This window comes from Pleionea sp. CnH1-48 (assembly GCF_024124665.1).
Classification (GTDB): domain Bacteria; phylum Pseudomonadota; class Gammaproteobacteria; order Enterobacterales; family Kangiellaceae; genus JAMXSB01.
This window is the reverse complement of record NZ_JAMXSB010000008.1, coordinates 52,600-65,153: the sequence shown is the minus strand read 5'-3', so window position 1 is coordinate 65,153 and position 12,554 is coordinate 52,600. Positions and strand designations below refer to the sequence as shown.

The window sequence follows — 12,554 nt, the reverse complement described above, 5'->3', positions numbered from 1 at the left end:
AAGCTTATGTGGGATCATTGATGCACTTGAGCTGTGGCTAGTTTCTTTTGGACCCTATTCAAAATAGGCTCAGCTTGGATGAGCTTTTGATCTGAAACTAACTTTTCAGCCTTATGATAGTTTTCTAAGGCCTTTGTTTGGTTTTGTTTTGATAAATAGAACTCCGCTAGATCCATATACCCTTGAGCAATACCCATAGGGCATTGTATTAATTCTTGGTACTGCATTGCCGAGTTAAAATAAGTAAGTGCTGTCTCATAGTCTTCTTCTAACTGATGAGCTTTACCAAGCATAGAATGTGAGTAGGAGTAATAAAGCCAATCTTTATTGGATTTGGAGCGGCTTTCGGCTTGGATTAGTATTTGTTTGGATTTTTCGACCTCTTTTTTTGCCAGTAATAAGCTGCCTTTAAAATATAAAAATCTGTTTTCATACTGCTCGTAGGCAGGAGAGGTGCTTAAGCTTAAGGCTGTGTTAACCTTTTCTAGCGTTTTATCTACATCTCCTAGTTTTAACATGGTCGTTGATAACAAATATAAGGCGTAAACATTTTGACTATCATTGGCAACGGCACTTTCTAAAAATGCGGCTGCTGATTGGTAGTCGCCCAGCTCTATAAATTGAATTGCTCTGATCATTAAATCGTTTTGAAACTGCGTATTTAGAAACTGTGAATCAATCGATGAGCTCTGGTGTAAAGTCTCCTCAAATACGGATACCAGCTCTGCAATGCCTGCGTTAATGTTCTTGACGTTCACTGCTTTCGTAGCTAACGAATCCGGTCGGTAAATTGAGTAGATAATATTGTAATCACCAGGCACACCCGTTGTGGATGTCTTCAAGATGATGGAGGCGCCCGATTTCTTGAAAATCTTCTCTGCGTTGTCTCGACTTTCCATAGGGAGTCGACTAAGGATATCGATAATATCTTCTAGCTGAAAAACGGTGACATTGCTGTTGGGAGTGAGTTTGTTAATGAGTCCTTCCATAGCACCATAGCGGATCCACTTTTGGGAGCTATCTAATGATTGAACATCAAAAGGTAGAATCAGCACTCCTTTATGAGAACTTCGTTGGGCGAAAAGAGAGGGGCTTTCATCGACTTCTGTTGATGGAGGTGACGGACTCATGCTGAAGTATAAGCCGATCAGTATAACAACTGAAAGCAGAGCTAATAGTACTAGTTGCGGTTTTCTGCTGAAGGTTTTTTTCAAGTTTTGAGGTGGCTGCTTAGGCTCAGGACTCTGCTCAATGGTAGTGTTAGTCAAAGTCCAGCTATAGCCTCGCCGAGGAAATGTCTTTATCGCCTCTGCTATTCCTAGTTCTTTGCGTACTTCATTGACTGACTGAAAAACAACCTGCTCGTCAACGATAGAGCTGCCCCATATAGATTGGAGTATTTCGGCTTTGGAAAAAACAGTGTCCGGCTTTGAGGCTAATAGTAAAAGTAATTCAAAGGATTTTGGCCTAAGTTGCACTATTTGCTCATTGAGGAAGACTTCCCCCTTGTCTGGATAGATAACGCAGCTTACATCTGTAGAAGTCAAAGTTAATCCTGAGAAGTCAATTTTTAGCCATGATTTAGAACATTGTATAACATAACAGTAGTGGTTTGAATTGGAAGAGAAGTTTAAGGATGTCTTTAAAAGCTACTATAAAACAAAAGCTTAAGAGAATTATAGAGAAGTTTTAGGGAAATTTTAGAAGCTCATCATGTCTTTATAGAGGGGGAAGCTCCAACATCATCGGTATCTAACTTGATACCCGAAAGAGAGTCATTTAATAAATAGAGGAGATACCATGGTTAAAGAAAAACTCAGAAGAAAAGTGAAGCGTTTGCTCTCTCTTGTGCTCTCGATGATTGTCTTTCCTGCCATTACCCATGCGAGTGGTGATAAGTCCAACAAACCAATTGATTCCCCCATAACCGCTTTTACTCATGCGAATATTCTGGAGCCAAGTGTGGAGTTGCCAATACTCAATGCCACTATCTTGGTTGCTGAAGGGAAAATTCTTAAAATTCAACCTCACTCGGCACCGATCCCTCACCGTGCGAATGTTAAGGAGCTTGGGGGGAAGTGGGTAATACCTGGGTTGATTGATGGACATGTTCACTTGGCCCAGTCAGGGGGCGCATTTACCCGACCAGATGTTATCGATGCAACAAAAATTGTTCCGTATAAGGAAGAACAGACCTGGTTGTTAAACAATCAAGAAGAGATTCTAAAGGAGTATGTCAAACTAGGGATAACTTCAATTGTTGATTTGGGTGGGCCATCAGAATACACAAGTCAGTATAAAAGCTTCTCAATGAATGCTGAGTTACCACAGATATATTTTTCTGGCCCATTGCTCTCTCCGATGGAAATGCCACAGTTAAACGCCAACGGATTCACATTTTTGCAAGTAAAAAACAAAGAAGAGGCTGTCAATGCCGTTTATCAGCAACTTAAATTGGGAGCCCATATTTTAAAGGTAGTATGGAGCCAAGAAACCGGACTGTCATCGCAGCAATTGGCAGATTTGTATAAACCTGCCATTAAGATAGCTAAAGATAATAAGCTGGTAGTAGCGATCCATGTAGAGGAACTTGATAATGCAAAAAAAGCTGTTGAGGTAGGTGCTGACATTCTGGTTCATGGTGCTCTGAAAGAGCATGTAGACAATGAGTTAATTTCTTTAATGCGCAAGCATGACGTGACTTACATGCCCACCTTAACGGCATATCAACATTATTTTGAGTTTTTTAAAGGGACTTTAAGCTTTAGCCAATTTGAACAGATGCATTCTGTTGATGAAGTGATTCAGAGCTTTGAAGAGTTGAGTAAGAACCAAAGTAAGGCCGATCAGATGTTTCAAATTTTTCTTAAATATATGCCATATGTTGATGAGCATGAAGACGTTATTTCAAATTTGACTCAACAAGAGCAGGGGATCGTTTCGCAGCTGAGAAAAGTATTTTCGTCAAAATATTTAGACATTCAAAAACAGAACTTAAAAAAGCTCGTTGAATCCAGTGTTAAAGTGTCACTTGGTACTGATGCTGGCAACATTGGTACGTTACATGCCTCATCGTTACTCGGCGAAGTTGAAGCCTGGCAAGCGGCAGGCGTATCAAACAAAGATATTTTAAAAGCGATAACGAGTGGAAATGCTTCCGCTTTTCATTTAGATAAAGTTATTGGATCTATCTCGACAGGAAAACAGGCTGACTTCGTAGTTTTGGAAGCGAATCCTTATGAAGATATAACGACTCTGAGCCAACCTGTCCTTGTTGTCAAAAATGGCGTCCCGGTTTTTTCCAGAGAGCAAAAAGATCGTCAACCTTAAATCTTTATTTTCAGAGATACCATTTCGCTTTCTTGCTTTTTCTCTTTATGGTGTTGCCGTCATGTCTGGATGTCGATGGCAGCCAATATACGACGCAGGGAGGCTTTTTTACCCTTATCATTTTTTGCCAATGGATATGTTCGGAGCCCTCTTTAAGTCTGAGGAGAGTCACAGCTGGACAGGCACTTATCTAAATAACAGTAGAGTGTTCTCATAAATCTGAGCCTAAAGCAGAAGTGACATGCTGCTATTTAGGCCCATGTAAGAAAGGCTTATCTAATCAAGCAGCTCCCAATACTTGGAAGTTGACAGCTTACTACGCGCTTTTTCATCGGCGAAGTAGCGGATATAACCGCAATCTTCACAAACCACAGGTACAAACTCAGAATAAAAGGTGAGTCCTGAGCCTAGTTTAGGCAACATGTGGGGTAAGCATTCAGGGTTCGTTTCGATGGTTTTTGTGAATTTATAGATTTTCTCAGAATGGCATTCTGGGCAAGGCGTCATAGGCTTTTCCTCATGATCTAAGTCTTGAACATCAATATCAAAAACCGATGCTAAAGCTTTCTTAGACTGAAGAGATGCTGTGGCCTTCTTTTCAATTCTCTGAACCGTTTTTAAGTTTAGTCCAGAAGCTATTGCTAACTCTTCTTGCGTCCATGAACGCTGTTTTCTAAGTTTACTGACTAACTTTGCATTAATTTTCATTAGATGTTCTCAACTTCATTATGTTGGTGAAGGCAGCCTCAGTATGTGGTTTGGAGTGAGACATCGATACCCGAAATACCCCCTGGAAATGAGACAATCATAGGACAGTTATAGGACACTATCAATCGAAAGGCGATAAAACTCCTTATTTAACGGGGAGTTAAGCAAGCCTGAGTATCTTGTGATTAATAAGTGGTGTGACAATGACAAAAGGAGCAGACTGAGCTGCTCCTTATTAGTTGATGGTTAGTTGATTACTTCAATTGCTTTAAAATTTCATCTGCAACTCCGATGGCTGAGGCTGGATTTTGTCCGGTGATTAACTCACGGTCAACAACCACTTTGGCTTGCCAGTCTTGCTCACTACGCTCATAGTTTCCACCGATAGCACTGAGCGCATCTTGCGGGAAGTAATACATTTCGCCGCCATCCAAATAGTATTTGGTTGCAGTGACTTCCTCGCTGTTGCTGAAGACGGTCATATTATATCCGGCATAGATCCAGTCTATTGATGGCGATACTTTTTTACCTTGTTTCAATCTATCAACGATTTGATCATTATTTGGTAGTGCCGATAGCAAAGCAATAGGACCATGACATACTAGTCCTGTTGGCTTACTGCTTTTGTGAAAGGCTTTTAAAATGCGCCCCAGCTGATCGTCAATCACCAGGTCTTCCATAGGAGCGTGACCACCAGGAGCAAAGAAGGCGTCAAAGTTCTGAATTCCGATTTGTTCCACTCGATCAAAACTGATCACTGGACTGTTTTTAGGGTCCATCAATTTTAAGTCAGACAACAGCTTTTTGTGCTCGTTGTAGTAGTCTTGGTCATTCTTAAAAAGTTGTAAGCTATCAGAGTTCGGGTCCATCGCAGGAGCTACGCCAGAGGGAGTGGCAAAAGTTACCGTGTGTCCTGCATCAATAAAGCGTTTTACAGGCTCCATGAGTTCATTGAAATAAAATCCTGTTTGGTAGGTTTTTCCTGCTTTTAAAGTCATTTCTGCTTTGTCAGACATAACCACGAGAATATTGTCTGCAAAGGTAAGAGGGCTTAATAGCAGTGCCGATACAGCAATGAGTGACTTAAATTTCATAATCTAACTCCTTAAATAGAGGGGATAAATGGTGAGGCGGTGATGGCCTATTCATGGGAAGAAAGTATAAGGAGATAACTAAAATTGAACAATGCTAATAATTTATACTTAATTGTACTAACAATTTATACAATTGGTTGCTAGGTTATTTATTGAACTATTGGTTTTTTGGCATGAATGGCCTCATAAGGAGGAAATCATCGGTTTCGATGACATAAAACGAAATAATTCATCGACTTATAGAAAGTGTATTTTGTATATTTTTTAGCGCGATTTTTGGTCATTTAAACATCTGTCTGCTACAACTAACTTAGGAGAAAATATACAAAATTAGGTAGCATCATGAACAAATATAAGAAAACGCGTATTGCGGGAGCTGTATTGGGAGGATTAGTTGCCATGTCTTCCTTTGCATCAGAAGGCGAGGAAGAGGGATTTGACGATCTGTCACTCGAAGATTTGTTGAGTTTGGAAGTCACCGTTGCTTCCAACTTTAAAGAAACTGAGTTGGAATCAGGGTCGACGGTAGAAGTTATTTTAAAACGCCAATGGAAAGACTATGGAGCAGAGAGTGTCACTGATGCGATAAGCCATTTTCCAGGCACCATGGTGTATCCAGTACCTTGGGGTGGTTCGGCTGTTGCGATTCGGGGTTATGCATCTAACTTATCGGTACGGGGGATCGCAACGGTACTTGATGGCATTCCGATGAATAATTTACGCTCGGGCAGCGCGCTTTATGAGGTGCGCAGTTATGTAGCGGCAAGCCTCGACAGAATAGAGATGATTCGAGGGCCGGGTTCTGCACTCTATGGTTCTGATGCATTTCATGGGGTAATTTCCATGAAAACCTATCGCTCCGATAAAGACAATACCGACTTTGATTTCTTGTTTTCTAGTGAAGGTGGCAAGATTGGTAATGTGAATCACACAACGGTTGTTGGCGAAGGCGTTACCTTTAACGCGACCGCTGGACTTGTTGATCAATCCGCTCAAGATATTCCCTATTCCTATACCATTCCGGGTACTTCTATTGTACGAACATCTAGCCGGGCTAATAGCTATGAGGCGCACACAGGTGTTTTTAAGCTAGATGTTACTCACTCTGATACCTTTAAAACGGAATATGGCGTTTATGTTAAAGAGCATGATTCTATTGAAAGTGTGAGTGGTGGTCAGAACCAGTCGCCTTTTGGGAGTATATTTTTAGATCGCGATATCACCGATGGTTATGAAGATCTGGTGGCTTTTAAAGCGGCCTTCGAAGCGAACTTTGACGACAACATTACTTTTGAAGGTAAAGTGTTTCATTGGGAAAGCGAGGGCGAAACCTTCACAGACACAACCACTATTACGGGAGTGGGGTCTATAGGCCTCTCTGAAGAAAGTCTCACAGGTATTAGCCTTCTTGTTAAGCAGTCAGAAAACTCATGGAATACTCAATGGGCAGTGGGACTCGACCTAAAAACAGGAGCAATAGACAGCGCCAGTACTGAGTTCACAGTAAGTGGTACTGATCGCACTGTTATTGGCCAAATCGTTACAGCCCAGTCTGGTTTTGAGCGGGACGTAGAAGGTCTGGTCGTTTCGGCAAAAACCAAAGTATTAGATGATAGTTTACAATTCGTTTATGGTGGTCGCTACGATAAATACTCAGACTTTGGCAATCAAACAACGCCTCGTTTTGGTGTTATTTATTTACCCGATTCAGAGTCTGCAATTAAGCTACTTTACGGTGAAGCTTTTCGAGCGCCTATCGCAGCAGAAATTTTTGGCGCTGGCATCATAAAAGGCAACCCCAACCTTCAGCCAGAAATTGTAGAGACCACTGAGTTGGTCTATATGCTGCAAAAAGAATCATGGAAATTTAACGCGACTTATTTTCAGAGTGATTGGACAAACGGAATTATTATTGTTCCGACGACTGACCCCAACTTTAATGCAGAATATGCTAACGTTGGTATCAACGAAGCCAGCGGATATGAATTGACTTTCCGTGGGCAAGCTGGCGACTGGCGCTGGGATTTTAGTGGTTCGTGGATTTCTAGTGAAGCGGTCACGGCGAGTGGCAATGTGGATTATGCTGCGTTTCCTGAGCAAATTTACAATATAAACTTCGGTTATGCGATTCCTGATCACGATTTAGATTTGTATGTCACTAATCGAATGCATCGAGGTGCTAAAGAAGGGCCGATTAGTAATAATGTTCCTAATCCACCAGAGCTAAACGGTTACTTTGTAACAGATGCGACCTTGGACTGGTCTATTAACAAACAACTGAATATTCAATTTGGCATCAGAAATCTGTTTGATCGAGAAGCCGTTTTGCCCGCAGTTTGGAATAATGAAAATGGTATCTTGACGATAGAGCGCTATCTGCAGTTTGGTATCAGTTATAAGTTGTAGTGGAGTTTTATTAAAAAGCGGCACTGGCTGGATTCGTCCTGCACAGTGCCCAGTACTTCTTAATTTGTAAACTTATAGGTGAGATCGAAAGGCACCACCATGCTATGGCTAGTGGTATAACTACCAGAAGCAGACAGACCTTTTAAGTCTTCGGATGCTGATTTCTCGAGTAGAGTAAATGTTGAGTTTACTGTTCCTTCGTTATAGGTTCCCTCATGTGAAAGCACAAAGCTTCCAGACTTACCTGCAATACTACCTTCCACACGTTCTAAGCCAATGAAGTCAGCACTTCCATCATCATTGTACGACATCAGGTAGTTTAACTCTCCTTTTCCTTCTAAGGCTCCTCGATAGACTTTTTCTACTTTAACTCTTGCCAGCTTGGTTCCATCAGTATCTTCGAAATAGCTGCTTTCTTCCCAGGAATCTATTGTAAACTCATTGTCTGACATTCTGCTTCTCCTGCCATCATTCTGTTGCATATTCAGTTGATTGTAATCACCTTTATGGTTAGTGTAATAGTATAAACGCGACAACTTTAATTTCGATAGCATCCTTTAATTTTATACCGTTATGAAAATCAATAATAAACCCATAAAAGGGGTATTAAATCGAGCTGCTAGCGAAGGTAAAAGTCAGTTGACGCGGCTTTTTCCTGAAGCGCCTTTTTCTTACTTTATCGAGCAATACTGGCATGTTTCTTGGAATTTGAGCTCTCCTCACACTCAACAAAATCTTCCTCACCCCTGTGTGAACTTGGCTTTTGAACCTGAAGGCACACGTGTTTTGGGGCCTGTTAGCCAGAAGTTTTCTTATCAGATGGAAGGAAGTAACTGGATATTAGGTGTTAAGTTTCACCCTGGAGCTTTCTATTCATGCTTTAAGATCGTTGCTTCAGAAATGACCGACCAATCATTTTCAATAGAAGAGATATGGGGAGAGCAAGGTCGACTTCTGGAGTCTAGGGTACGAGCTACTGATAATGTTAAAAATATGATTGATATTGTTGAAGACTTCTTTAGCTCCACCATTCCGTCGGAGCCGGATGAACAAGTCGGAAAAATCAAAAACATTATTGATACTATTGCAAAAGACAGAGATATTTTGAAAGTGGAAGATTTGCTTGTTCCATTTGACATGAACAAAAGAAAGTTACAGCGACTGTTTGAACGCTATGTTGGCGTGAGTCCTAAGTGGGTCATAAGAAAGTATCGTTTACATGAAGTATTAGAGCGTTTAGAAAACCAAGACGAGGATGTCTATCAGATGATTTACGATCTGGGATACAGTGACCAATCTCATTTCATAAAGGACTTTAAAACTTTTGTGGGCATATCTCCAGGTCAATATATGAAAGACAAGCTCGGTGACTGTTTTTGAAACTTATGCTGCATGATAGATAATAAAAAAGAGAGTGAAAATGAGCTGGAAAAAGAAGTTCAAGCAATTGATGAATGAAAATCCGGAAGCACTGCATCCTGCCTTAAAAGCCTTGCATGAGCAAGAAACTTCTGGCCATGCTTGGGATCGGGCTGACTGGCACTTAGAGGAACATGAGCTCCATGCTCATCGACCTATTATGATTATGCTGTCGTGGCTTGCTAAGAAGGGGTTATTGTCTTCGTATGGACAAGAGTGCTTTCGCAAATACCGAAAGCACCCACAAAACGCTGCCATTACAGACTTAATGGTTGTGCCTATTGCTCATGATTTTCTCAACAAGCATTACGAAGAGTGGTATCGGGCAGACGGAATTAATTGGGCTATCGACATTGCTTTAAAGGATGAGGATTCTTCTATCACCAAGCGGTGGGCGCAATTCAAAACCAGACAAAGTTAGGTTCAGCTGAGACCGTCAACAAAAGAGCCATTGCTCCTGGTTTATGTGTATCTACTATCAATGAACCTGGACTACCGAAAACGGCGAGTATCAAGCTTACTCATTGAGTACTCTGTACAGGTCTCAACAAAAACTGAGGAATGACCGAAAATGAGAAATGGCATAGAGTTTGTGCTGCTGGCTGCAATATGGGGAGCTTCCTTTCTATTTATGCGTATCGCAGCGCCTGAGTTTGGTGTCTTTATGCTTGTTGAGGTGAGGGTGGCATTTGCAACCATGATCCTACTTCCTATACTTATCTATCGAAAAGGATTTTGCTTGTGGGGGCCGCACAGTAAAAAGATTCTTGTAGTGAGCTTAACAAACACAACCATTCCTTATTTGTTATTTTCCTATGCGGTGCTTTATTTATCGGCGGGATATACGTCGGTTATTAATTCCACTTCACCTTTGTGGGGAGCGCTCATCGGATTTGCATTATTTAAAGCCGTTTCTACTTCATCGATGCTCATTGGACTACTGATCGGCTTCGTGGGAGTGGTGGTGCTCACCTACGAAAAAATGATGCTGGGTTCGATGCTCGCGGTGTCCGGTGTACTCGCTGGGTTGGCCGCAACATTCTTGTATGGTATCGCCGTTAATTATACGAAACAGCACTTGCAGGACGTCGATCCACTAACCATCACGACAGAAAGCCAGTTGCAATCGGCTCTGATGTTGTTACCTTTAGCTTTCTTTTATTGGCCACAGCAATCGATATCTGCTCAAGCATGGGGAGCTGCTCTTGCCATGGGGGGACTATGCACAGCATTGGCTCTGCTGTTGTACTTTCGTTTAATTAAAAATATCGGCTCTTCTAAAGCCATTGCTGTGACTTACTTAATCCCTATATTTGGTGTCTTATTTGGTTGGTTGTTGCTTGATGAAGCCATTACTCCATCGATGATCTTGGGGATGATGTTGATATTAACGGGCACAGCACTCACCATGGAGTTTATAAAACTGCCTCGGTTGAGTCGTTAGCTCATGTTGCCCAGTTATTTTTTTGTGCTGGTATCATGAAACGCTGCTCGCTTCCAACCAGAGGGTTCTCGTATCCACAGATGAGTGAAGCGTATATCATGTTGAAAGGGTTGCCCTTTGTTCATTCCTTCCGCGATATTTCTTCCTGTGACCACGGCACTGTCACCGTACACTTGAATCGATAGTTCTTCCGTCGAATAGTTTTTGTAGTGGAAAAGTTTATCTTGGAGCGCTTGCTTGCGTGTCTTCAACCAGTTTAACCAGGCTGTCTTTCCAAAGGGTTTTGAGCCTGAGTTGGTGTGAACGTAATTTGATGTGAGCAAGGTATTGAGGGTTTGAGTATCGGCGTCCATAAATGCCTGATTAAATCTTTCTAATGCCTGCTTTATTTCACTGGTTGAGTCTGCCTGCAAGTGAGAGGAGTGAGCGGCGATTAAAATGGATAGAAAGAGCAATGTTCGAGAAATCATTTTGTTTTGTCCTACCGAAACCTTAACAATCATTATGGAGGGAGAGACGAAAAATGACATGGATTATCCGGCGAGTCGAAGGTTTGCGTCGATAATTGAAATTTTTTAAGCGATATCGTATTTGGGAAATCACACACAGTCGTGTAGCAATACTACCTTGGACCATAACTGTTGCCAGCGACTCAGCTTTTCTTCCGCAGAAAGCTGTTGCGGTGAAACGCTGATGGACGGCCTTAATTTGTCATGCTCTATCAGTAGTTGTGCATTAAGAGAGCCTATTCGCATAACATCATTCTTAAAGGTTGCTGCAATAACGGTCTTGCATTGCGGACATGCTAAAAAGTCAGCCTGCTGGGAACCTTGGTGTAATGTATCGAGTGGCGTGTCTGCGCTAATCTCAATCAAGCCTGTCGGCGCAGAAAGGTAACTGATGTTTCTTGAGACGCAAAAGTCACAGTCGCAACGCCGTGGCTCATAATGATCAAGTGGTTGTGGCAAATGCAAAGCAATCTGAGTATATCCACAGTGACAATGTCCCCTATAAAGCATGCGTATTCCTCGTCAATTTGCTTGGTCTTATTCTGGCAAGTATTCGATGAGAAGTATAGCGGTTGATATGAACATTGGACGATATTTGCCGATCCGTAAATCTCCATATTGTCTTGGTGTTGTACAAGTCTTTAAAATGTCGCTTTGTGTACCTGTATATGCAAGCCTGCCATGTTGCTGGCTTTTGAGGATGACTTTTTGACTTCTATACAACGCTTTGTGCCTGCGCTGGTCGCTATTATGGTGGCCATACTTTTATATAACTTTGTTGCCCGCTTCTATCAGCAATCCAGCGCGGCAGATCAACAGCATCAGGCAAGTCTTGTTCAATTACATGAAAAACTGGAGAAGTTAAAAGCCCTGGAAGAACCTGCGGCTGCGCAAGTTAAGGCGATAGCTCACCTGGAAAAGCTTATTCAACGTTTTGACAAGAAAACAGAGCAGCGGGGATCTTATGTTAGCCAGATGATGATTCGATTTATATCCTTGTTTATTCCACTGGCACTGATCTCCCTGGCGGTTTATTTTTCTTCTCGTCGTAGAGTCATTCCTGAGTCGAATATTCGGAGCTTTCCTCAGCCAGAACATTTCCCATCAAGCTTAAGTAAAGCTGAGGGAAGCTCTATAGCAAGCTTTGCGACTCATAGAATGCTGCGCAAGGAGGGGGCTATTGTATTTGCCCCATCATCCTCTCTGATTTGTTTCATTTTGTCCTTCTTTGCTGTTGGAGTTGCTGGACCTGTTTTGCGTCTTTTGTTTCAGCCTGGTTGGGAAAACGCCATTCATAGTGTCAACGTCATTTTTTTGATTGTCGCTCTCGTCATTTTTGTTCTCTACTATCGACACATAACCATCAGGGGCCTGATGCTTGAGGAGAAGGCGATTTTACAACCTTCGTCTAAGATAAAGCTCCGCTATCTGCAAATCCTTAAGGTGTCAGGTGCTAGTGGCTCACATCGACGAATCTCCGGTTATCAGCTCAACGGAATCGATGATAACTATCAGCGTGTTCGAGTGACTCAATCGCCGGACCGTGAGCTATTGCTCCATTACGCAGAAGCCATTGTCCAGGGGACTGATATTGAGCTGGTGGAACCTTAGATTGATATAGCAGAGAGAGTTTTTTATGGCTTT

General features: G+C 41.9%; 12 protein-coding genes. 6 read left to right on the top strand and 6 right to left on the bottom strand.

Annotation, left to right across the window (positions count from 1 at the left end):
* Positions 1 to 14: 14 nt before the first annotated feature.
* The gene (locus NH399_RS13670) at positions 15 to 1,547 is read right to left on the bottom strand and encodes a winged helix-turn-helix domain-containing protein (RefSeq protein ID WP_253040978.1); all 1,533 of its coding nucleotides are present in this window, start codon (positions 1,545 to 1,547) and stop codon (positions 15 to 17) included.
* A gap of 253 nt (positions 1,548 to 1,800) precedes the next feature.
* On the opposite strand from NH399_RS13670, the gene NH399_RS13665 reads away from it, so the two are divergent.
* Positions 1,801 to 3,330, top strand: coding sequence for an amidohydrolase family protein (locus NH399_RS13665; RefSeq protein WP_253040976.1), 1,530 nt, complete (start codon positions 1,801 to 1,803; stop codon positions 3,328 to 3,330).
* 276 nt (positions 3,331 to 3,606) lie between these two features.
* Here the strand turns inward: NH399_RS13665 and NH399_RS13660 are convergent, their stop codons facing one another.
* Positions 3,607 to 4,038, bottom strand: coding sequence for a helix-turn-helix transcriptional regulator (locus tag NH399_RS13660; protein WP_253040974.1), 432 nt, complete (start codon positions 4,036 to 4,038; stop codon positions 3,607 to 3,609).
* A gap of 254 nt (positions 4,039 to 4,292) precedes the next feature.
* Positions 4,293 to 5,132, bottom strand: a complete 840-nt coding sequence (locus NH399_RS13655; protein WP_253040972.1) for a type 1 glutamine amidotransferase domain-containing protein — start codon at positions 5,130 to 5,132, stop codon at positions 4,293 to 4,295.
* Positions 5,133 to 5,474: 342 nt separating this feature from the next.
* On the opposite strand from NH399_RS13655, the gene NH399_RS13650 reads away from it, so the two are divergent.
* Positions 5,475 to 7,538: a TonB-dependent siderophore receptor gene (locus NH399_RS13650; protein WP_253040970.1), complete on the top strand. Its 2,064-nt coding sequence runs from the start codon at positions 5,475 to 5,477 to the stop codon at positions 7,536 to 7,538.
* Between the two features lie 59 nt (positions 7,539 to 7,597).
* Here NH399_RS13650 and NH399_RS13645 read toward each other — a convergent pair whose 3' ends face one another.
* Positions 7,598 to 7,990, bottom strand: a complete 393-nt coding sequence (locus NH399_RS13645) for a DUF3224 domain-containing protein (RefSeq protein ID WP_253040968.1) — start codon at positions 7,988 to 7,990, stop codon at positions 7,598 to 7,600.
* Between the two features lie 121 nt (positions 7,991 to 8,111).
* On the opposite strand from NH399_RS13645, the gene NH399_RS13640 reads away from it, so the two are divergent.
* The 3 genes from NH399_RS13640 to NH399_RS13630 all read left to right on the top strand — a co-directional run bounded on the left by NH399_RS13640 (position 8,112) and on the right by NH399_RS13630 (position 10,401).
* On the top strand, positions 8,112 to 8,918 hold the full coding sequence (locus NH399_RS13640; RefSeq protein ID WP_253040966.1) for a helix-turn-helix domain-containing protein: 807 nt from the start codon (positions 8,112 to 8,114) through the stop codon (positions 8,916 to 8,918).
* A 40-nt stretch (positions 8,919 to 8,958) separates the two neighbouring features.
* A complete protein-coding gene (locus tag NH399_RS13635) occupies positions 8,959 to 9,378 on the top strand; it encodes a hypothetical protein (protein WP_253040964.1) in 420 nt (139 codons plus the stop codon).
* Positions 9,379 to 9,528: 150 nt separating this feature from the next.
* On the top strand, positions 9,529 to 10,401 hold the full coding sequence (locus NH399_RS13630; protein WP_253040962.1) for a DMT family transporter: 873 nt from the start codon (positions 9,529 to 9,531) through the stop codon (positions 10,399 to 10,401).
* A gap of 14 nt (positions 10,402 to 10,415) precedes the next feature.
* Here the strand turns inward: NH399_RS13630 and NH399_RS13625 are convergent, their stop codons facing one another.
* Both NH399_RS13625 and NH399_RS13620 read right to left on the bottom strand, forming a co-directional pair.
* Complete coding sequence (locus NH399_RS13625) at positions 10,416 to 10,871, bottom strand: nuclear transport factor 2 family protein (protein WP_253040960.1); 456 nt, start codon at positions 10,869 to 10,871, stop codon at positions 10,416 to 10,418.
* Positions 10,872 to 11,000: 129 nt separating this feature from the next.
* Entirely contained in the window at positions 11,001 to 11,420 is a 420-nt protein-coding gene (locus NH399_RS13620; RefSeq protein WP_253040958.1) for a hypothetical protein, read from the bottom strand.
* A 198-nt stretch (positions 11,421 to 11,618) separates the two neighbouring features.
* Between NH399_RS13620 and NH399_RS13615 the strand changes: the two genes are divergently transcribed.
* On the top strand, positions 11,619 to 12,521 hold the full coding sequence (locus tag NH399_RS13615; protein WP_253040956.1) for a hypothetical protein: 903 nt from the start codon (positions 11,619 to 11,621) through the stop codon (positions 12,519 to 12,521).
* Positions 12,522 to 12,554 lie beyond the last annotated feature (33 nt).

Coding starts and splice junctions, on each gene's coding strand:
- NH399_RS13665 (WP_253040976.1), top strand. CDS start 1,801: ATGGTTAAAGAAAAACTCAGAAGAAAAGTGAAGCGTTTGCTCTCTCTT.
- NH399_RS13660 (WP_253040974.1), bottom strand. CDS start 4,038: ATGAAAATTAATGCAAAGTTAGTCAGTAAACTTAGAAAACAGCGTTCA.
- NH399_RS13655 (WP_253040972.1), bottom strand. CDS start 5,132: ATGAAATTTAAGTCACTCATTGCTGTATCGGCACTGCTATTAAGCCCT.
- NH399_RS13650 (WP_253040970.1), top strand. CDS start 5,475: ATGAACAAATATAAGAAAACGCGTATTGCGGGAGCTGTATTGGGAGGA.
- NH399_RS13645 (WP_253040968.1), bottom strand. CDS start 7,990: ATGTCAGACAATGAGTTTACAATAGATTCCTGGGAAGAAAGCAGCTAT.
- NH399_RS13640 (WP_253040966.1), top strand. CDS start 8,112: ATGAAAATCAATAATAAACCCATAAAAGGGGTATTAAATCGAGCTGCT.
- NH399_RS13635 (WP_253040964.1), top strand. CDS start 8,959: ATGAGCTGGAAAAAGAAGTTCAAGCAATTGATGAATGAAAATCCGGAA.
- NH399_RS13630 (WP_253040962.1), top strand. CDS start 9,529: ATGAGAAATGGCATAGAGTTTGTGCTGCTGGCTGCAATATGGGGAGCT.
- NH399_RS13625 (WP_253040960.1), bottom strand. CDS start 10,871: ATGATTTCTCGAACATTGCTCTTTCTATCCATTTTAATCGCCGCTCAC.
- NH399_RS13620 (WP_253040958.1), bottom strand. CDS start 11,420: ATGCTTTATAGGGGACATTGTCACTGTGGATATACTCAGATTGCTTTG.